Source organism: Chitinophaga sp. RAB17 (assembly GCF_052114225.1).
GTDB lineage: Bacteria > Bacteroidota > Bacteroidia > Chitinophagales > Chitinophagaceae > Chitinophaga.
This window is the reverse complement of record NZ_JBFREI010000001.1, coordinates 384,645-406,791: the sequence shown is the minus strand read 5'-3', so window position 1 is coordinate 406,791 and position 22,147 is coordinate 384,645. Positions and strand designations below refer to the sequence as shown.

The following is a 22,147-nucleotide window of genomic DNA, read 5'->3' as shown; positions in this document are numbered from 1 at the left end:
TATATGAAAAGAAGCAAACATCTGGCTGCGTGGAGTATCGTTATGGGGTTGTTGAGTGGCGCCTGTCACCATAATAGGGCCGATGCACAGGCGGGTAAACCCCGTGCCTACAGCGGTATTTACCCGCAGCTGGCCATGTACAATAAAGAAGGAGAATGCGGCACCGGGGCAGTAGTGCCCTGGGCCGGCAAACTATGGGTTATTACTTATGGTCCGCATATGCCTTTCGGGTCTACAGATAAGCTCTATGAAGTAACACCGGAGCTGCAACAGATCGTACGACCTGAAAGTATTGGCGGTACTCCCGCCAATCGGATGATCCATCCCGAGAGTAACCAGTTATTTATCGGACCCTATGCTATCAGCGACAGGGGCGTAGTGCGGGTAATTCCCTACACGGCCATGCCGGGGCGGCATACGGGCAATGCACGTCATCTTACTGACCCTGCCGGTAAAATATATTATGGTACCATGGAGGAAGGTTTTTATGAAGTAGATGTACATACCCTGCAGCCAACGCTATTGTACGAAGATGGAAATGTGAAAAATAAAAAAGGTGCCGACACCACTGCCAACACTCCTTCCGCTTTATTACCGGGAGCACATGGCAAGGGACTATATTCCGGCCAGGGCGTATTGATTTATTCCAATAACGGTGAACCAGGCCCTAAAGCACTCACAGATTTTGATATAGAAGCCGGCTCCTTATCTGAATGGAATGGGAAAGATTGGAAAGTAGTGCGCCGGAATCAGTTTGTGGAAATCACCGGTCCAGGTGGCATCTCCGGAAATAAAAATCCGGCTACCGATCCCATATGGGCTACCGGTTGGGATCATAAATCGTTGTTGCTGGGCTTAAGAGATCAGGGAACCTGGAAGTTCTTCCGTTTGCCTAAAGCCAGTCATACCTATGATGGTGCTCATGGTTGGAATACTGAATGGCCCCGCATCCGTGATGTAGGTACTACGGCGCAACCGGATTATCTCATGACCATGCATGGCATGTTCTGGAAGTTCCCGGCTACCTTTGCAAGCGGACATACGGCGGGTATCCGTCCCCGTAGTGCTTACCTGAAAGTGATAGGCGACTATACCCGCTGGCAGGATCAGCTGGTATTCGGTTGCGATGATGCCGCACAGAAAGAATTTCTCAACAAGCGCAGCGCCAAAGGAAATATAGAAGGACCGGGGCAATCCAATTCCAACCTGTGGTTTACCGGGTTGCAGCAACCGGATCAGCTGGGCCCCAATACCGCGGAAGGAGCCGTATGGCTGAAAGAAGCCGTGAAAGCGGGCGTGGCATCCGAACCGTTTTTATTTGCCGGCTGGCCACAGCGCAGTGCGCGCATACAGCATAATGGTACACACCCCGTGGTATTTACTTTTGAAACAGATAACAGCGGCAACGGTAGCTGGGCCACCGCGCAAACCGTGACTGTAGCGCCCGGACAGGCAGCGGAAGTTATTTTCCCGGAAAACATGCCGGGAGAGTGGATCCGCGTAACGGCGGGTACCTCCGTAGTCGCTACTGCGCATTTCTCCTTCACTGCCAACGATCATCGTAACACGGTGGCCGCGCCTATTTTCAATGGCCTCAGTAAAGTCACTACAGACAACGTAAAAGGAGGTTTGTTGTACGGGCTCGGCAACGACCGCCGCGCATTGGGCGTAGCTGCGCGCACGTATAACAACGGCGATGCTACTGATATTGGCTATTATGAACTGAATGCAGACATGCAATTGCAGCAGAAAGACGATGCTGCTACGGCTGCTTTTATTCAGCAAAAGTTTGCGATCCCCCGGCAGGCGGTAAATATAGAAGCGTCTTCTGTGCTGATCGTAGATGATAAAGGCCGGCGCTGGCGACTGCCTTTAGGCGATGCTGCCTACACAGCCCTCACGGGTAAAGCGGCTTTGCGTATTTGCAGGGAGGTATCTACAGAAAGAGACCTGTTTAACTGCCACGGCACTTTTTATGAATTGCCTGCGGAAAACGCAGATGGCTATGCGAAAATAAGACCGGTTTCTTCTCATCATTTCCGCATCAATGATTATGCGGCCTACAGAGGTATGCTGATCATGACGGGGATTGACCCGGCCACAAAAGCCGGTGAACACATCATTGTATCCGATGATAAAAAAGCGGCCGTGTGGGCAGGTGCGATTGATGACCTGTGGCAAATGGGCCGGCCCACCGGACATGGCGGACCATGGCAGCATACGGCCGTTACTGCTGCACAACCTTCCGATCCATATCTCATCGGCTTTTATGATAACCGCAGTCTGCAACTTTCGCATGATGCAAAAACGAAGATCACTTTCACCATCGAAACAGATCCTGTTGGTGACGGCAGCTGGATGCCGTATAAAACAGTGACGGTAGCTCCCGGGGAAACGTTTAACTACCAGTTCCCCAAAGGCTTCCAGGCAAGGTGGATTCGCTTTATCAGCGATAAAGATTGTAACGCAACGGCACTTTTAGAATATAAGTAAACACATGAAATATACACTCGCAGCTTTGTTGATAATAGGTGCTCATGTGGTACATGGCATGTCTCCCTGTGTGGATACGACCAGTGTCATAGATACCACCAATATCCATGACGTGCTGCATAACCGCGCTTTATTATCACCTGCCACCCATCAGCGGATATTTACCATCAGTGAAAATGACAGCACCACTTATTCGCTACAGTTGGCGCTGGACAAAGCAGGGCAGCCATTGTATTATTTCAGGAATATTTTTACACCGGTTTGCTATACTGGAGAATGCAAACCGGTGTTCATCAACTTTTATTGGGACCTGCTGGGAAATTATATCCGTTATGATCTGCCGGCGAAGGAAGCGTTGACGAAATTAGATCATAAGGTTTTTAAACAAACGGACTATGAAAAACTACAGGAGATTCTCGCTAAATCCAACTCGCTGTTGTCGGATTTAAAAATGACAGACCTGATAGTACCCGGTACTGAAAACCTGGCCGACTCTGTGGATGCCAGAACCGGCGCGACTTTAAAGACCATCAAAAATGAAGTGATACCCGGTGCGGTATACACCTGTTATACCCTCTGGCATATGGCGCATGGGGCGGTGACAGACGAAATGATGCGCATCACAGCAACGTATAATAGTCAACAACTGTTGCACCGGTTTTTATCTTCCAAAAATTATCAATACCAGTATTGGGCAGCTGATAAAGTGATGGATAAAAAAGGGGTAATCACTCCTGGCTTTGAAACAGATATCCGGAATATTATCTCCGGAAAAAATATTTTCATTGCACGGTATATACTACAACAGGTGCATCCCGATTTTCTCAGCGGGAAAAAACAGCAGCGTTGGTTGTGGCAAGTCTATATGGCAGCGGCTTACCCGGCGCAAATCACCATCCTTCGTAAACTGAAAGCAATTCCATTACAGCCGGAGTTAATCAAAAAATTAATCACTACGTTAAGCACTGCCAATACAGAACAGTTGGGGCTCATCCTTGTATTACTGCAGCAGGCGCCCGAGCTGCCATTACCGCAACTTGCGGAACAGTTAACCGCTGCAGACGCGGAGCAGGCTGCCGGCATTTACACGTTGTTACAGCAACGAAAACCAGGAAGTAAGTACGTTAAAAAGCTGATGTATAATTATGAAAAACAAATTAACCAGTAGAAAAAAATGGTGGCAACTCATCGTGCTCTGTTGCTGCACGTTAAGTTTGCACGCACAGGACCCTGTTTTTGTGGAAACAGAATCTTTCGCCAACAAGGGCGGCTGGGTAATCGACCAGCAGTCATTTGCCGTGATGGGGTCTTCTTACCTGATGGCACATGGTATGGGCAGGCCGGTAAAGAATGCCGAAACTACCGTTACCTTTCCTGCCAAAGGGAAGTATCATGTATGGGTACGCACCAAAGACTGGGCGCCATTTCCCAAAGGCCCGGGTAAATTTCGTGTATCCGTGAATGATACACCGCTGACGCCCGTGTTTGGTGAAAGTGGCAATGATCAGTGGAAATGGTATGATGGGGGAGTGGTGAACATTACTACCGAACAGGTGAAATTATCCCTGCAGGACCTGACAGGTTTTAACGGCAGATGTGATGCCCTGTTATTTACTACTGCAGCTAAATATACGCCACCAAATGACCTGGCGACCCTGGGTGCTTTGCGCAGAAAACTGTTGCATACCGCTGCCGCACCGAATGATGGTGGTCAATACGACCTGGTGGTAGTGGGTGGTGGCATTGCCGGTACCTGCGCCGCTATTTCTGCTTCCCGCATGGGACTGAAAGTAGCACTCATACAGGATCGTCCGGTGCTGGGTGGTAACAACAGCTCTGAAATAAGAGTGCACCTGAGAGGCGAAATCGACAAAAATCACTATCCCAAACTCGGCAGAATAGTAAGAGAAATGGATAACGGTGACCCTGGCAACGGTAACCCGGATGCGAATGAATACGGTGATGCACGAAAGATCGCCATCGTAAAAGCAGAAAAAAATCTCCGTTTATTTCTGAACACCTATGTGTACAAAGTAGAAAAAGAAAACGATCGCATTATTGCGGTGGTGGGCCGCGATATTGCCACCAACCAGGAAACAAGATTTGCCGGCACTTATTTTTCTGATTGTACCGGCGATGGTACCGTTGGCTACCTGGCAGGTGCAGAATTCCGGATGGGACGCGAAAGCAAAGCAGAAACAAAAGAATCACTTGCTGCGGAAAAGCCCGACAGCTTTACATTAGGCACCTCTAACCTATGGGCTTCTGTAGCAGTAGACAGTGCCACCACCTTTCCCGCCACGCCCTGGGCCATGCAGTTTTCGGATGAGTATCATATCGACAGCTACAAAGCCGACTGGGAATGGGAAACCGGCTTCGGTAACTTCAACACCATCACCGATGCAGAAAAAATACGTGATCATAATCTCCGTGCCATATACGGTAACTGGTCCTGGCTTAAAAATAATAAATCGGAAAAATACGCCAAACAAGAGCTGGCCTGGGTAGCCTATATCGGTGGCAAAAGAGAATCCAGGCGTATCATCGGAGACCATGTGCTGGACCAGATGGATATACAGGAAGGTAAGATGTACCCCGATGGCGCAGTGACCGCCACCTGGACCATTGACCTGCATTTCCCGGATCCTAAAAATAGCCAGTATTTTGAAGGACAGGAATTTTTTGCCGGCACTAAACATATCAGGGTAGCACCTTACACCATTCCTTACCGTTGCCTCTACTCCCGTAATATTCCCAACTTATTTATGGCGGGCAGAAACATCAGCACTACCCACGTAGCCTTTGGCAGCACCCGGGTAATGCGCACCTGCGGTATGATGGGAGAAGTAGTAGGCTTTGCGGCTTTTGTGGCACAGAAATATCACAGCAGCCCCAGAGATGTATATAAAGATCATTTGCCGGAGTTAATGCAATTATTGCAGGAATGATGATGTACCTCTTTTTCTTATTATTTCATAGCCAGGTGGTGAGCCTGGAAGGCACCGCGCAGGGTACCACCTGGCATGTGATGTATACAGCTATACCCCAACGCCACCTGCAAACCGCTATCGATAGCACCCTGCAGGAAATAGACCAGTGTTTATCCATCTACCGGCCCGATTCAGAAATTTCGCTGTTCAATAAATCCACTACCTGGACGTTTCAGTCGCCCTGGTTTTACCCGGTACTTAAAAAGTCGGCGGAAATATACGCCGCTACCAACGGGGCTTTTGATCCTACCGTGATGCCACTGACAGCAGCTTACCGGGCCGGCAAAAAAACAGGCCTGCCCTGGTGGGAGAAAACAGATTCCCTGCTGCAATATGTAGGCTTCCCTAAAATTGAGTTTGATGAAAACAGTGTACATAAATTAAAAGACCAGGTACGCCTCGATTTTGATGGTATTGCACAAGGCTATAGTGTGGATGTTTTAGCCGCATTACTGGAGCGTAACGGCATATCCGATTACATGGTGGAGATAGGAGGAGAAGTGCGCTGTAAAGGCCGGAAAAACGGCGCTGCGTGGACAATAGCCATCGACAATCCCCTGCACCCGGACGCCAAATCATCTACGGTGCAGCTAATCAACAAAGCCGCTACCACCGCCGGTAACTACCGCGACTACTACCAGCAGAGCGGTCATACCTTCGGGCATATTATTAATCCCGCTACAGGATTAACCGCGCCGGCAGACTTACTCAGCGTGACCGTATTTGCAGATGATGCCATTACCGCAGACGGATATGATACTGCGTTTATGGTAATGGGACTGGAAGCCACGAAACGCTTCCTGGCCCAACATACCAACCTCGATGCCTATTTGATTTACCTGGATGCAAATGGAGAACTGAAAGTATTTATGACCCCGGGCATTCAACCCTTTATTAAAGTATTCCCCTGATCTTTCAATACAAGCTCTTTCATCATCCACAACGGCAATGATCCGTGATTCAGCACCCGGTCATGAAAGTCTTTGATGCTGAAATGAGTGCCCTGCTTTTTCTGTAAGGCTGCTTTCCATTGCAATATCTGTGCAGCACCGTATTTGTAGGTTACTACCTGTGCCGGCCAGCGGCGCATCCTGGCTATTTCCCGCATCGCAATATCATCCTGCCCGCGGATGTTTTTCTTCCAGAAGTCAAGGGCCTGCTGGTCGGTCCAGCCGTAATAGTTTAAGGCTACATCGAGGGGGACACGAACCGATCTTACAATATCCCATTCCCACCTGCCCAGTTCATCGTAAGGTGTTTGGTATAAGCCCAGGTCTTTACCCAGGCTTTCGGCATATGCCCCCCAGCCTTCAATGAATCCGGAATAGAAGAACATTTGTTGCACAGAGGCCGTGTCGGTGAAGGCATCGCTTAAAGAATGCTGATAATGGTGACCAGGTACTGCTTCATGCAGAAAAAGCCAATCGAACTGCCGTTTGTTATAAGGCTTGTCAAAAAGATTATAATAGAAAGTATTGTTGTCATAGTAGCCTGGTGTTTGCACCAGCGCCTTATTGGTTCCCTTTTCTATTTTCAGCTCCGGAAAGGTGGTGAGGGTAAAAAGCTGATGGAGGTTGGTGTTTACGGTATGCTTTATTTGTTCAAACCGCCGCTGTATTTCAACAGGATCGCTTATAAAGAAAGAGGGGTCATTTAAATGGGTATAGAACGCATCTTCACTCATTCCTGTTTCCTGGCGTATGTCTTCGATGTGTTTTTTTACGCCTGCCAATGCGGCCAGCCCAAACTGATAAATCTGATCCGGCGTAACCTCATCACTCACCCATCGTTTTAATAGATAGGTGTACCACTGCTTGCCATTGGAAATATTTATAATGCCGTTTGCAGGAATCTCCGCTGGCGGGTTTTTAACCCATTCGGCTTCCAGTACGAGTCTTTGCAGGTTTAGGCGGGCTTCATACTTCATTAAATCGTACTGTATTTTTTCGGCCTGATTTAACTTGCCGGCATCATAACCACCTAGCCTGGCTTGTACCGATTTAAAGAAAGTGATTTGTTGCTGAATGCTGTCAGCCGACTGGATGTGCTGAAAGTCGCTTACATAGCTTAAATCCAGGGAAGGGATGTTCAGTGCATTATAACCTTTTACAAATTCTTCCCGGAATTGGATGAATTTTTCCTGCGCAGATAAGTGGAATGGCGACAAGAGATATATGTTGATGCCAACAAGCAGTGCTTTTATATTCATTGTTGCGTGAATTAGAGGTGTTATTGCAAAAGTATTACATGATATTGTTATTTTAATCCGAATAAAGGTTGAACGGTATTATAATGCAGGGGGTAGTTAAAAAGAGTGTTTCCCGAATTTCCGGTACCTTAATAGAAGGTAAGACTAAACTTTTCATTTTTATCAACGAAATGTTTTTTTAATGTATATTTGAAATACGTCTGCCTGGAGAAGAGCATAAATTTTAACCCGTACAATCCTGATCGAGATTTCAGCTCCATTTGGAATCCTGATTAATTGTAACTGTTACAAAATAATATAGACCATGACGTCTTGTGATTAGTTTTTTTAGCCCGATATCTAAAACAAAATTCTATGAAAGAGCACTTTAGAAAGTTGTATTGCTGCTGTATGATACAGTAATTGCACGCATTGTATGTCAGAAAAGATATCAGCCAGTCGGATAAAGCTCCCAATTGTATCCACATTGACATCGGTGAAGTAAATCAAAAATAAACAAGCTGGTTTTTCTCCTACTTATGTTGCATGGGTAAATGGCGTGTTCATTGCCGGAAGAGATATTTTCGTCAGCATATTTGCATTTTGAAACTGATACATACGCGTAGCGTCTATGAGCAAGCCCATGATAGCCGGTAAGGTTCCACGAAGATAGTTTCCAAAAGGATGATAGTGTTTTTATATCCACCGGGAGGTGGTAAGATTTATTGTAACCTGGAGAAGGGGCGTCAGCAGTTAAAATAAGGCGATAATGAAATCTGTTTACTATTCTATTCTGGCCAAAAATATTCTTTTATCCGTACTATTATTCCAGGCTGCCGATTTATGGGCGCAGGCTTACAATTATACACAATATAAGATTGAGCAGGGCCTGGCAGGTAATATCGTGTATTCTATGGCCCAGGATAAAGACGGCTTTATGTGGTTTATTACGGAAACCGGGGTCAGTCGCTTCGATGGTACTTCATTCAGGAATTTTACGATCAGCGACGGATTGCCGGATAATGCAATTATTCATATTTATGCTGATACAAAAGGCCGGGTATGGTTTGTACCATTCAGGAATGGCATCTCTTACTATTATAAAGGGAAAATACACAATCAGCTGCAGGATACGGTGCTGGGCAAGATGACTTTTACTGCTATGGTTCATAGTATTACAGAGGATAAAGAGCATAATATCATGCTGTCCAGCCTGCACGAGTTATATGCCTTAACCGCTGAAGACAAAGTCGTTTCCTATAATAATGACCCGCTGCTTTACCCATATGTGCAATACGTAACGTCGGATAGCACTGGTAATATAAAAGCACTGGTTCCTAATCGTATCTACGGACTTGCCAAAGGGAAATGGACTTATCTGTCCGGTTTCCGTAAAGTTGACGTACAGCAACTGGTGATCAGGGATTCGGCCATATACTGGCAAACCAGCAACTGTTTCCATATGCTGGCAGGTAAATCAGTTTACCAATATAATGTACGGGGGATCAATAGTTTCCGGATGTTGAATGATACTGTTGTTTATCTGAATACGCCTAAAGGCTGTCTTCTGCTGAATATCCGGCACTCACAGGAGATAGACCACTTTCTACCCGATGAGAATGTGAGCGACTGTTATACCGACAGGGAAGGTAATACCTGGTTTTCTACATTAAATAATGGGGTGTTCCGGTTGCGCTCAACGCAATTTAAGAGTATCCGTTATGTCTCCGGTATGAAACCACTAAGAATTTATACATTATGGGATAATGGGGATAATTTGCTGGCAGGCACCGATAACTCCTGCCTGAAATTAGGACTGCAGCAGGGATTACAGATCAGCAAAGAGGTATCCAGGTATTTTGATAAACATATTTCCTTCATCATGGAAAATAAAGATGGGCTGCTGCTGACCAGTGACGACCAACTTTATTATCGCAGTAAGTCGGGCCGTTTCTTACATACCAATGTAAATTTATCTATAAAAAAGATAGCTGTAAAAGCCGATGGTAAGATACTGGCGGCAGCTTCCTGTGGATTACTCCAGTTCAATACCCCCCATTCGCTGGACTATTCGATGCGGTACAAAGGACGGACAACCACCGTATACATACGGCAGGATAGTATTTACTTTGGCACACCGAATGGACTTTACATGATCAATCATGATGATGTCACTACTTATCTGGGTAATATACATCCTAATTTACGCAACCGGATTTCAGCTATCTGCACCAATACTGACGGCACCTTATGGGTGGCTACTGCCGGCGCCGGTATCGTTGGTTTAAAAGGTAATCGCGTTGTGTGGCATCTTGACGTTAGTAATGGACTAAGCAGTAATGACTGCCAGTGCATGGTTCCTGATGCCGGGGGAGAGCTTTGGATAGGGACAGATAAGGGGTTGGATCAATTGAAATTCCATCAGGACAGTATACAGGTCACTAACTACACTACGGCTGATGGCCTTATTAACGGGTTTATCAATGCAGTGGTTGTAAAAGGAGACACCGTATATGCAGGAACATCGGAAGGGCTGACTTTCTTTAACAAGAAGAAAACTACATTTTTCTCTCAGTGCGATCTAAAGGTGCTCAACATCTCCTCCAACGGGCAAGCTGTGAACGAAAAGGCATTATCCAGGTTAAACTACAGGAATACGCTGATACGTATTGACTTTACAGCTATTTCCTTTAAATCGGAGGGCGCTGTCAGGTACTACTACCGCTTAACCAGCCAGGATACTGCCTGGAGAATGACGCGTCAGAATTTTCTGGAGTTTATTTCTCTGCCTCCGGGCGACTATCTGCTGGAACTGTTTGCGGTTAATAAGTTTAATATAAGAAGCAAAACAATCCGTATTCCACTGAAGGTGATCCCCCCTTTCTGGCAGACAGGTTGGTTTATTTGTGTCACTATTGGATTGGTTATTTTTATTACCTGGGGGATCGTTACGCAGCGGAATAGGATATACAACCGGCGGCTTGCCGCCAAAGGACGGATGGAACAAAGGCTACATGAGCTGGAGCAGAAAGCCTTACGTGCACAGATGAACCCCCACTTTATTTTCAACTGTCTGCATGCGGTACAGGAATATGTTCTTGACAACGATATCATCAGTACCAACAAATATCTCAGCAGCTTTGCATCTTTGATCCGTCAAACGCTCGACAACTCGTTACAAACGATGATCCCCATTTCCGATGAGATCTCTTATCTGGCCAACTATCTTAATCTTGAGCAGCTGCGCTTTGAAAAGACTTTCCATTACGCTTTCCACATAGATGATGAATTGGATACTTATCGTACCTGTATACCCAGTATGATGCTGCAGCCTTATATAGAAAATGCCATTCGTCACGGGATTCAGCATAAAAAAGAGGGAAATGGACAGATAGACATTTCCTTTGAAAAAACGGACCAGTATATTGTTTGCATCGTAGCCGACAATGGAATAGGAAGAACGGCAGCGAAGGCATTAAGAACCGCCCAGCATATCACTTACCAGTCAAGAGGAATGCAGTTAACGGCAGAACGGATTCATTTGTTGAGCAGAGACCTGGATTCCCCTATTGCTATTGATATCGCAGACATTACAGGCGACCAGGGTGTATCCGGTACCAGGGTCACTATCCAGCTACCCCTTATTACCTTATAAAAAGTGCTTTATGATAACCTGTATTATTGTAGACGATGAGCCCAGGAATATTTCCATCCTGAGTAAGATGATCCACCTTTATTGCCCGCAGGTGCATGTTGCGGGTAGTGCTACCAATATAGCAGATGCGCTCGGGCTTATCCATGAACACTCTCCACAACTACTTTTTCTGGATATTGAAATGCCAAGGGGAAATGCATTTGATTTGTTGAAGCAGATTATGCCGGTAAACTTTGAAGTCATTTTTGTAACGGCTTTTGATACCTATGCGGTAAAGGCTTTCCGGTATAATGCATTGGATTATCTGCTTAAGCCAGTAGATATTGAAGAACTCAAGCAATCTATCCAGAAAGTAAGTACCAGGCTGGGCATACAGGATATCAATACCCGGCTGGATAACCTCTTACAGCAGGTACGTGAAAAGGAAACATCGAGGATTGTTCTACGCACGCAGCAGGGCGCCTTCTTTCATACTATTGCAGACATTATTCTTTGTGAAGCCGATGGCGCATATACCCGTTTTGAGTTTGTCAACGGGAAGAGCCTGCTCGTAACCGGTAATCTCAAGAAATATGAAACAGCGTTGCCGGCCCGGGATTTTTGCCGGATTCATGATACCTACCTGGTCAATCTGAATCATATTGTCCGGCATCATCCGGGCAAAAGTGGATATGTAGAGATGATTAACGGTAGAACCGTTGAGATCTCACTACGGAGAAAAGCGGAATTTCTCAGTCGATTCAGGCTCTGATAATAGCTATTATCCCCAAATCAGCCCCATAGATTTACATACAAACCTTGCTTTAGTCGTTTAAAAAGGCTTAATATAACGGTCTCTGCTCCTGCGGAGCGAAGGGCAATTTTTACCCGGTCAATAATAGATATAAATATTAATCCCGCACTTATTAACTAAATGCTGCGTATACAAATTGGGCTTTTTTAATACGGCAAAAGAACACGAGTTTTATTGCCAATAAAAATTTGTTGATCTAACCTTTCCCAATATGAAAAGCACTTCGAAGAAATTATGGTCACGATGATTGTATAGCGTTTAGCATCCTGTGGCTGACAATATTTTTTCTTTCATATGAAATTTGTCTATACAGGAGTATTGAAATATTTCACGGTTTTGAGAGAAAGTAGAACTGTCGGTACTGTCACCCTCCTTAAGTTTCATCACCTATTTCCCGAAGGAGGTAATTTTAATGGGATATTTAAAATGATACTGTGAATAGCCTATGCCAGCTAAAGAGATACTGTTATCAGGAGCATAAAAACACTATTTGGATATAAGAAACAATAGCTACATTCTTTAACCCTTTTTGGACGTTGTTGACCTATAAAAAAGAGTAATCTGACTGTAGATCACGCCATCTATTAAAGCCCTTATCAAGATCTGATCACTGGCAGAAGATACATTCTGCGCAGGTATTACCCGTCATTACTATTTAACAAATAAAATTTTATGAAAAAACAAGTATTAGTACTCTTTTGCTGCGTATCCCTGTTACTGTTCTCCTGTACGAAAAACCAGGACAAAGTAGCCGAAACAGTTCCCCAGAAAGGGAATACAGATTTTAAAAATTTTCCAAAGTATCCCAATGAGATCATCCCTATCGGTATACAAACACCGGATCTGCTTAAAAGTATCCTCAACCAGGCCAAGCAGAACGGCACCAGTATCGATAGCTCCAAACAGAACGGGGGAGGAAGAACCTTGTTCCTCTCATCAGATGAAATACCGGCACTGACTACACAGGACAGAACCAACGTATTTATTGGCGGTATTTTTTATGGCAACAGCATTAATGATATGAGTCTGCGACTGGTCGCCGGCCCCGGTGTAAAGAGAAGACCTATATCTGTATATGCTGATTTTCCTACTGATTTTATCAGCGACTCCATTGCAATACCTTCCCAGGTAGCACAGAAGGCATTCCTCAGAAAGGCCCTGAAACAGGGTACCGGAGAACAGATCGCCTCATTCACGTTTGACATGCAACGTTTTTATAGTTACAATGAACTTAAGCTGTCATTTGGTGCTAACGTAAACGTAGGTAAACTGTTTAGTCTTTCTATCAGTGACTCCATTACCCAAAGCACAAGGAAAACCAGGATAAGGGCCATGTTTGTACAGAAAAACTACACGATCAGCATGGATCCACCGGCAGATGGTATGCTGGTAGACGGGCCAATTACCCCTGCAGTATATGGCACCTATGCTCCATTGATAGTAAGTAACGTAAACTTTGGCCGCCTGGGTGTGATGACTATTGAATCTGATTCCAGCTACGATGCCGTAAATTTTGCGGTTAAAGCCACCTTTAATTTTGGTGTTGTAGGTGGTGGTGCAGGAGTTACCTCTGACCAGCAGCACCTGCTGGATGCAGCTACCATCAAAGCATACATCATTGGTGCCGATGGTACGGATGCGGTGAAGGTGGTAGATGGCTTCGCCGGTTTCAGAGACCTGATCCTGAACGGAGGAAAATTTTCACCGGAAAGACCAGGTGTGCCTATCTCATTTAACCTGCGTTATCTGAGTGACTTTACACCTTATGCAACCACCTTCCAACTTAATCTGCCATACTAATACAGCGTATAATCATCACCTGTATATCCTGTACCGCCTGCTATGTGCGCGGTACAGGATCTTCTGCACGATATGTAAAATATACCCTTCTATGATCGCCTGCAGAGCTGACAGAAAAATTAACTGCTTTAATTCTATTCTATGATATATCAATCAAGGTTTTTTCCCTACCAGCGTAACAGCCGTAAAATAATTACCGGCATACTCGCCGTGTTACTATGTTGCAGTTGTGGCAGGAAGGAACTGTCAGATGTGACAAAGACCGGCCGCAATGGCCTTGCAGCATTACCTAAGTTTGTACCACCTGTTGTAAAGGTGAATGTTTTGAACCCCAGGAAGAATGCCGGTGTGTTGCTGACACCGGAGTCTGTATTGAACCACCGCAAGCTGAACGGCGCTCCCGGAACAATTGCAGGGATTGAGCCTACAGGCATCAGGTTTACAAATGGTGTTAACGATGCGACCTCCATTTATACCGAGATGTTCAATGCGAATGAATTTGTTACGAACACTACTATTTCCAATGATGTATATCCGGGTTCTATTATACAGGGAAGTACAGTAGCTGATTTTATATTGAAAGGAATCTATGGTTATTCCAGACCCATCACTGTTTCGGTATCCATTCCCACCTCACCGCAAAAGGTGTCCAAAGTGATTCCGGTAGCCTCTTCCAGTGCCATGCGACAGGTGGTGCGGGATGCCTTAAAAAATGAATTTGCAGGCAAGGGTGGTTTTTCCACTTTCAATTATGAAATGAAATCATTCAGCTACTACCAGGAGTTGAAGGAATTATACGGATATAATTCAAAAACCAACCTGCTCTTTGTTAACAGCGCTACCAGCAGCGGAAGGAATGTAGATGCCGTTTCCAAAAAAACAGGCATCATGGTAAAGTTCCTGCAACAGAACTTTACCATAGATATGGATATTCCGGAGGACGGAGAACTGATCGACCGGAACGCCAATCCATCTGTATTCGGTTCGGTTGCACCATTGTATGTAAGCAGCGTTACCTACGGGCGGCTTGGAATTATGACGATAGAAACAGATGCGGAAGAAGAAATCGCTACTGCAGTGTTCCGGAAAGCATTTAGTATCCTCGGTATCGTTAATGGCAGTAGTACACTGACAACGGATGAAAAAGCAATCATTGATGCTGCGGAGATAAAAGTATCTGTTGCCGGTGTAAACGGAGAAGATGCGGTAAAAACCATTGCCGGGCTGGCCGGACTTGCAGAACTGATCACCAAAGGACTTACCTACACACCGGAATCTCCCGGTGTACCTATCACCTTTAAGATGCGTTATGTAAATGATGATAGCAATGTAGCCGCTCCTTTTGAAGTGAACTATGGTCCCTTTGATAAGGTATATGCACGGGTTGAATTTGAAAACGAGCATAATGCCTTCGGTAATACTGCTAATGGCTCATTTATAAATACGTTCGCCGATATATACCTGGCGTTTTACCAGGACCCTAACGGTACCGTACCTACGAAGGGGTATAATTTCTTAACCTTCCGGGGTAACGCCATTACCGTATTGCAATATCCCCGTGAGGAAAATCAGCCCGCCGGTATCAAAAAAACGAATACTCCTGAATCGTTCAGAAATACACCGAAAGGCACCCGCTTACTGATGCATAAAGACGAAATAGTCTATAGAACCGTTACAACCGGCCCTACCGGTACGCGTGGGGGCCGTAGCAATACATCCATTTATACCTATGACTATACCTTGTCCAACGGAGATGGATATTTTTCATTGCCTACAAAATCAAATTAACTTCTTTAATGCAATTTTATGACAGATATCAGGCGAGCTCTTTTTCTTACCAGTGCAATAGCCATTGCACTGGTATCCTGCTCAAAAAAACAGGTGGATTCAATACCTGGTAAGGCAGTCGGTAATAGCTACCGTTTCAGCGATCTGCCAAAGTATGGAGACACCATTATTACTATAAAAACAGGAAAAGAAACAGGGATACAAGGTTACCTGGACAGACTGAAAATAAACGGTACTGGTGAATTTCTCCGGGATAGTATATGGCCCAACAGTGGTGGCTATTCCCGTTTTTATACTACAGATGAACAAGTAGTAGTGCCGGATAACCAGGGATATATTTATCCTGGCTCATTAATCCGGGGTAATACCGTAAATGATGCTAATTTTGTTCCTCTCCCCATTCGTAATTATAAAAGAGTGCCGATTACGATAAGTGTATCTTTCCCTTCTGATGCTGCCGTGGGTGTAATAGATACCCCCTCTCTTTCACGTACCAGGGTATTTTTGAGAAACGCTTTACTGGCGCCAGGTTTTTCAGGTGCGCAAATTGAGGAATTTCTATATGAAACTTTTGGTTTCTCTTTTTATGATGAGATAAAACGGGCGTTTGGGTCCAATGAAAATATTAAGAAACTGTTCTATTCTTCCAGCTCCTCCTTCAATTTTCAATCAGTGAAAACGGATAAACGCTCCGCCCTGGTGGCAAAATTCAGCCTGAAGAATTTTGTAATGAGACTGGAAGCACCTCAGAATGGAAAGCTCATTGATGAAACCAACGTAGATCAGGCGGTACTGCAGGGATATACCCCTGTATACATTAATTCTATTACCTATGGCCGGATGGGCATTATCGTAATAGAGTCCAATGAAACCCTGGACAATCTGAAAACGCAATATGAAAAGACCGTCAGGCGCATATTTAAACGTACTACGGAAACATTGACAGAGGAAGAAAAAAGAGTAGTAAACAGTTCCCGGATAAATGTATACCTGATTGGCGGCTCCGGCACCCCGCAAACGCAATCTGTTAATGGGTACGATGAGTTCGTGAAATTTATAGGTAGCAGCGGAGCATTTACAGCAGCTGATCCTGGTGTGCCTATTTCATTTACCATGAAGTACATGAGTGATAATTCAAATGTTAGAACAACATACCGCTTAGATTATCCTAATTAAAAAGAAGCCAATGAAATACCCATCTCCATTACTGATATGCTGTTGGATGATTCCTGTTGTGTTGTTTTGCTCATGTAAAAAAAATGATCAACCTGTGCCTCCTCCGGAAGGCGGCACAGGAATAAACAAAATATTGGATTCCGTTTTTTTGTACGCCCAACAGGTATATTACTGGAATGATCAACTGCCGCCATATGATAAATTTGCACCGGAGAAATATGCGAATGAGCCATCGAAAAATAACCTGGACCTGCTTCAAACAGAATTATTTGATATAACGCGCTATGCCATCAATCCCGCTACGCAGCAATCGTTTGAATACAATATTCATCAGCCTGAGATACCTAAGTATTCAACGATATTGGATTATATGAATCCATCCGGGGCAAATAATAATCCTGTTACAGCAGCGTCATTAAGAACGATCGGCAGGAATTTTGGGTTTTCGCTGGTAGCGATGGATAATAATGATATCAGGATAATGACGGTAAACAGAGATGCGCCGGCAGCACTGTCAGGACTTAAGAGGGGAGATATCATAAAAAGTGTGAATGACCAGATGGCTGCTACGTCAGAAGCGTTCTACAGTTTCATTAAAAAAGCAACGGAAGATCCGGTGATACATTTTACAGTAGCAGATCCTGTTTCGGGTGTGGAGAAAAAAGTAACCTTGTCTGCCACTGTCCCGGTTCAGAATCCGCTATTCAAGGATACGGTTTTCAATATCGGTGACGTCAGTACCGGTTATCTTGCATATGACCGGTTTACGGGAGAGAGTAATACGCGGGCATACCTGGAACCTGTTTTTAACCGGTTTGAAGCGCAGCATATTACGGAGTTGATCATCGATCTGCGCTATAATGGTGGTGGTTTTCAAAGCACCTGTCAATATCTGGCCAACAGGCTGGTGCCGGCCGTTGACAATGGAAAAGTCATGTTCAGGGAATACTATAATCAGCTTATGCAGCAGGGGAAAGCCAGCATCCTGGCTAACCAGCCCATAGTGGATGATGCAGGTAACCCGATTATGATCGGGGAAAAAAAAGCCACCTTGCTGGATGTAGATTATAGCCTGAAAGCTAATACTACGCTCTTTGAAAAAGAAGGTGGTATTGGTAACTTAAAAAGGATTTTTTTTATTGTAAGTGATGCCACTGCTTCTGCCAGCGAATTACTGATCAACAGCCTGAAGCCGTATATGGATGTGAAACTGATAGGAGTTTCATTTTCCGGTGGTCATGTGAGCACCTACGGTAAGCCTGTTGGTTTTTTTGATATTAATATAAATAAATATAAAATTTACATGTCACTTTACCACGATAAAAACGCCAATGATGAGGGCGGTTTTTTCGATGGCATACCTGCGGATATTTCTGTGATAGATAATCCTGCAGTTGATTTTGGTGACTTGCGGGACCCTTCGTTACGCAGTGCTTTCGCCATCATTGCTCCCGGTCATCCGCTCCCGGCTGTGGAATTGCTACGCAAGCCGGTAAGCGGTTTTCGGGTGAAAACAATCTATAAATATGACCAGGCATTTCCAGGCTTAATAAAGGAGACGCGTAAGCTGCATTTCAAATGAGTAATTGGATGTTTGAACACGGGAATGTATAGCATAGTGCGGTGAAAGAGTAGTAGGAGTGTAGTAAGAGTGTAGTAAAAGAGTAATGTAACAGTAGTAGGAGTGCTGTGGAACAGTAATAGCAATATAGGGGGAATGTAATAGATAGACGAGTCCTAAGTACCGGAGAAGTATACGAGAAGTAGTAATGAGGTAGGAAGCATAAAAATTTCAGCGCCATTTGTCTATGTTTTTGCTTTGTTCAGGTTTCGTAAACAAAGCAAAAACATAAACAAACAGATTATCAGCTGCGCCATTATACAATCGATCCCTGATCAAACCATCCAGGAGGGCCATCCTGCCCTGCATCGCCATCCGCGCCAGGTGCACCTGGATTACCATTGCCGCCGAAGTTGCCATTGTCTTCACAGTCAAACCATGCGCAGCCACCATAGCCTCCGCCACCGCCTACACCGTTTGTTCCGGGTGAGCCGGCCTTTCCTCTTTCGCCGGCAGCTCCGCCAGGAATAGGATAATGCATGTCGCCGATGTTAAAATTTTTATACTTTAAATCCACGAAGCCGGCAGCGCCGCCATTGCCTGCTCTCCCGCCATTTCCAGCTGCTCCGGCATTGCCACCTGTACCTCCGTCAGAGGCGCTTTCACAACCGCCGCCGTCTCCCCCGCGTCCTCCATTACCACCGTTACCGCCATTGCCACCATGGCCACCATTTCCACCGCGTCCTCCCTGGGCATTGAAGGTGATGCCACCTTCAAAAGTAGAAACGGTTAATTTGAGGGTTCTACCGGCTTTGCCGGCGCCTCCGTCTTCACCATTCAAGCCTGGTGTACCATGTGAGCCATCCTGGCCCCTGGTAGATCCTGCATCGCCAAAAATGTGACACTGGGCACGCTGGCCATCGGCCCCGTTAGGCCCTGATACGCCGTTTGGCGCTGCTCCTTTATCGGAACCTGCATCTCCTGTGAGGTTCCATTCTGTTCCGCTAGGCATATTATAAAATTTTTGAAGTGATGAGTTAAGGTTTGTCCACTGCTTCTAATGCGAGTGCTTTCCAGTCTATTTTTGCCACATCCGATACGGTGTGGGCAATTTTTCGAATATTGCCCCTTAGTGTTCCTGTGATATCCAGTGTGAGTATGTCTGCGCGCTGAATGATACGGGAGCCCTGGTATCCCAGTACATTGTCTGCAATCGCAAAACTGATGTCGCTATCTATTATCAGCGTGGCATTTTTTTGTACAATGACATCGCCCAGCCGCACAAAGAGTTCGTATATATGAAAGTTAACGAGGAACTCCGGCACGGTGGCCGATACGATCCGGTGTGTTTTCGCTGCCAGCATTTGTTCTTCAGAAATGTGTGCAGGTAATGCCGCATAACGGCTGACATCATTTGCTTTTGACTTCCTGCCGCCGCAGCCACAATCCTTTTCTCCCGTTAAAGGGATGTAACGTTTTACAGATCTTGGCAGCGCCGCCTCATGTGGATTAAAAGACTGCAACAGACCACTGATAAATCCTACACTGTAACCATCAATTTTACCTTCAGCATCTAAAGTGGAAAGACTCACCAGTCCTTCCGTATTATCAATATGTTCAAATGCTTTTGGGTCCGAGAGTCGCGGTGCGTTGGCAGGCGCCCTTCCGGCGAGAGTTAGCAAGGCGGCAGTGGTGAGCGGCCTTACGCGGGTAACAGATAAGCCCGACTTATGTGCGTCGCGGGCTCGTAGTGTAAATTGCTGGCCTTCTTCTACTACGATAGAAGGAACGCCATTGGGGTTCGGGTAAATCATGACTATTGGGGTTAATGTGATCTTAAGTGAGCAATATGCTCTGAGGTATTAGTCGGGATTTGGTGGAAGGAGGGAAACAAGGGGAGGGAAATGGTTGAATATATGAATGCTCTTTCTATCATCAATTTTTTGTTATTCCATATTAACAAACAATTGATTCACATTGGCATTAACAGAAATGAATCAATATCTTATTCCCACTTCTAAAGTTGCTATGAAAATTCATTTTTGATAAATATATACCCATAAAGGGTTCTGTCAGTTTCTCAAAAAAAAATAATTAAATCCAAACTTTCTGCATTATCGGTGGCGTATCTAGATAGACAACATTGTAAAACCAACTCAAGCAATTAATCTACTATTAAAACGTGCACGATCATGAGGAAATCAATTAAAGTAATTATCAGGTGGGGGCTGATAATAAGTATAGTAGCAGGAATGAAAGGAACAATCAGTTCCTCACAGGAATCAGTGTTTTTAAATAGACGTTGGTACCTGATCGATACTGAAACAAAATATCAACAGCACAACGGCTTAATCGTATCGATTGTACAACAGGCTTCCCTGGTGTTTCCTGCATTGAAAAAGAAAGTTTTAAAAGGATATTCCCGACAGACAGTTGGTAAATACTACCAGTCAGAAGATGGTAAACTGATGTTCACAGTAGAAAACATGCCATGAACATTCTTAGTAGCTGCCTATGTTACAAAATTGTAGTCCTTACTAATTTATCCATTTGAAACAAGCCCGTACACATAAAGACAGGATATTGGTATCATTGCCACCGCAAGAGAAGATGAGTGAGTTTGGTCGTCTTTACGACGAATATTACGGTCGTATCTACAATGTTATTCTGGGTATGCTTGAAGATCAAGAAATTGCAAAGGACATGTTACAGGAAACATTTATCAAGATCTGGAACCATATGGATAAATACGATGCAGACAAGGGATCCGCGTTTACCTGGATGTACAACATTGCACGCAATACAGCATTGGATCATCTTAAAAGCAAGGCTCACCGGAACAATCTTGCAACCCGGTCCCTGGAGCAGAATCATAATGACCTTATCCCGACATTTGATCGGGAGTACACAGGAATCAGGAAACTGACAAACCTTTTGAAGCCCGAATATCGTATATTAATAGAGATGGCATACTTTCGGGACTGGACACAGGAAGAAATCGCACGCGAGCTGAAATTACCGCTGGGGACTATTAAGACCAGATTTACCAACGCGAGAAAAGCATTAAGAGATATTTTGAACAAAGAACATTGAATATTCAGCAATACATATCATCCGGTATTATAGAAGGCTATTTACTGGGACTCATTTCAGAAGAAGAATCAGCTGAACTCGAAAGTATGTGCCGTGAATACCCGGAACTGGACATGGAAATACAGCATTGCCAACTGCGTATGGAGAAAATGATGTTTGATGAGCCAGCTCTCCCTCCCGCGGAATTAAAAAATGAAATACTCAATCGGGTGAAAACAGCGCCGGTCAATGAACCTGCAGCAAGTTATACGTTCATCAATCTTCAGCCTAAAAATGAAAATTTCATTACCGTGCACAGAGCATGGCGTCATGTATTTATCATGGTGTTTTTGTTGTCAAAAATAGCCCTGTATATAGCTGTATTTTACTATTTTAAATACAGGAAACTGGAACAGCAATTAAAGGATGTTCACCAGACAGAACAGGTAGTGTCGGTGAGAAAATAATAAATGTATTAGTATCCCTCACTTCTTAGTCAATATCCCCTACAAACCATCTTCCTCGAAAATATTTCCTTTGTTTCTCTACCCTATCTGCGGAAGTGGAGTTGCTATGCAAGCCGATAGCCGGTTTTCTAATTGATAGTAATAGGGGATGAATCGATGAAGCT

Annotated in this window: 16 protein-coding genes; 13 read left to right on the top strand and 3 right to left on the bottom strand. The window is 44.8% G+C overall.

Annotated elements, in window-relative coordinates; all coding sequences use genetic code 11:
- Nucleotides 1-3: 3 nt before the first annotated feature.
- Genes AB4Z08_RS01440 through AB4Z08_RS01425 form a run of 4 tightly spaced genes read left to right on the top strand, consistent with a single transcriptional unit; the run spans nt 4 to nt 6,394 of the window.
- The gene (locus AB4Z08_RS01440) at nt 4-2,493 is read left to right on the top strand and encodes a hypothetical protein (protein WP_441571984.1); all 2,490 of its coding nucleotides are present in this window, start codon (nt 4-6) and stop codon (nt 2,491-2,493) included.
- Between the two features lie 4 nt (nt 2,494-2,497).
- A complete protein-coding gene (locus AB4Z08_RS01435) occupies nt 2,498-3,661 on the top strand; it encodes a hypothetical protein (protein ID WP_441571983.1) in 1,164 nt (387 codons plus the stop codon).
- Entirely contained in the window at nt 3,639-5,441 is a 1,803-nt protein-coding gene (locus AB4Z08_RS01430; protein WP_441571982.1) for an FAD-dependent oxidoreductase, read from the top strand. Before AB4Z08_RS01435 ends, AB4Z08_RS01430 begins: the two co-directional genes overlap by 23 nt.
- Nucleotides 5,438-6,394, top strand: coding sequence for an FAD:protein FMN transferase (locus AB4Z08_RS01425; protein ID WP_441571981.1), 957 nt, complete (start codon nt 5,438-5,440; stop codon nt 6,392-6,394). The genes AB4Z08_RS01430 and AB4Z08_RS01425 overlap by 4 nt, the downstream gene beginning before the upstream one ends.
- Here the strand turns inward: AB4Z08_RS01425 and AB4Z08_RS01420 are convergent.
- A complete protein-coding gene (locus AB4Z08_RS01420; RefSeq protein ID WP_441571980.1) occupies nt 6,367-7,692 on the bottom strand; it encodes a DUF885 domain-containing protein in 1,326 nt (441 codons plus the stop codon). The two genes, AB4Z08_RS01425 and AB4Z08_RS01420, sit on opposite strands and share 28 nt — an antisense overlap.
- A gap of 748 nt (nt 7,693-8,440) precedes the next feature.
- Between AB4Z08_RS01420 and AB4Z08_RS01415 the strand changes: the two genes are divergently transcribed.
- The 6 genes from AB4Z08_RS01415 to AB4Z08_RS01390 all read left to right on the top strand — a co-directional run bounded on the left by AB4Z08_RS01415 (nt 8,441) and on the right by AB4Z08_RS01390 (nt 18,465).
- A complete protein-coding gene (locus AB4Z08_RS01415) occupies nt 8,441-11,326 on the top strand; it encodes a histidine kinase (protein ID WP_441571979.1) in 2,886 nt (961 codons plus the stop codon).
- Between the two features lie 10 nt (nt 11,327-11,336).
- Complete coding sequence (locus tag AB4Z08_RS01410) at nt 11,337-12,077, top strand: LytR/AlgR family response regulator transcription factor (protein WP_441571978.1); 741 nt, start codon at nt 11,337-11,339, stop codon at nt 12,075-12,077.
- A 714-nt stretch (nt 12,078-12,791) separates the two neighbouring features.
- Complete coding sequence (locus AB4Z08_RS01405; RefSeq protein WP_441571977.1) at nt 12,792-13,919, top strand: thiol-activated cytolysin family protein; 1,128 nt, start codon at nt 12,792-12,794, stop codon at nt 13,917-13,919.
- 141 nt (nt 13,920-14,060) lie between these two features.
- Entirely contained in the window at nt 14,061-15,707 is a 1,647-nt protein-coding gene (locus AB4Z08_RS01400) for a thiol-activated cytolysin family protein (protein ID WP_441571976.1), read from the top strand.
- An 18-nt stretch (nt 15,708-15,725) separates the two neighbouring features.
- Nucleotides 15,726-16,883: a thiol-activated cytolysin family protein gene (locus AB4Z08_RS01395; protein WP_441571975.1), complete on the top strand. Its 1,158-nt coding sequence runs from the start codon at nt 15,726-15,728 to the stop codon at nt 16,881-16,883.
- Between the two features lie 10 nt (nt 16,884-16,893).
- The gene (locus AB4Z08_RS01390; RefSeq protein WP_441571974.1) at nt 16,894-18,465 is read left to right on the top strand and encodes a S41 family peptidase; all 1,572 of its coding nucleotides are present in this window, start codon (nt 16,894-16,896) and stop codon (nt 18,463-18,465) included.
- Nucleotides 18,466-18,760: 295 nt separating this feature from the next.
- Here AB4Z08_RS01390 and AB4Z08_RS01385 read toward each other — a convergent pair whose 3' ends face one another.
- Complete coding sequence (locus AB4Z08_RS01385; RefSeq protein ID WP_441571973.1) at nt 18,761-19,456, bottom strand: hypothetical protein; 696 nt, start codon at nt 19,454-19,456, stop codon at nt 18,761-18,763.
- Nucleotides 19,457-19,481: 25 nt separating this feature from the next.
- Nucleotides 19,482-20,258, bottom strand: coding sequence for a hypothetical protein (locus AB4Z08_RS01380; RefSeq protein WP_441571972.1), 777 nt, complete (start codon nt 20,256-20,258; stop codon nt 19,482-19,484).
- A gap of 378 nt (nt 20,259-20,636) precedes the next feature.
- Here AB4Z08_RS01380 and AB4Z08_RS01375 point away from each other — a divergent pair, with 378 nt between their 5' ends.
- Genes AB4Z08_RS01375 through AB4Z08_RS01365 form a run of 3 tightly spaced genes read left to right on the top strand, consistent with a single transcriptional unit; the run spans nt 20,637 to nt 21,983 of the window.
- Nucleotides 20,637-20,939, top strand: coding sequence for a hypothetical protein (locus tag AB4Z08_RS01375; RefSeq protein WP_441571971.1), 303 nt, complete (start codon nt 20,637-20,639; stop codon nt 20,937-20,939).
- A 55-nt stretch (nt 20,940-20,994) separates the two neighbouring features.
- Nucleotides 20,995-21,537 carry an RNA polymerase sigma factor gene (locus AB4Z08_RS01370; RefSeq protein ID WP_441571970.1) on the top strand — a complete coding sequence of 181 codons (543 nt, stop codon included), beginning with the start codon at nt 20,995-20,997 and terminating at the stop codon, nt 21,535-21,537.
- Nucleotides 21,534-21,983: a hypothetical protein gene (locus tag AB4Z08_RS01365; protein WP_441571969.1), complete on the top strand. Its 450-nt coding sequence runs from the start codon at nt 21,534-21,536 to the stop codon at nt 21,981-21,983. The genes AB4Z08_RS01370 and AB4Z08_RS01365 overlap by 4 nt, the downstream gene beginning before the upstream one ends.
- Nucleotides 21,984-22,147 lie beyond the last annotated feature (164 nt).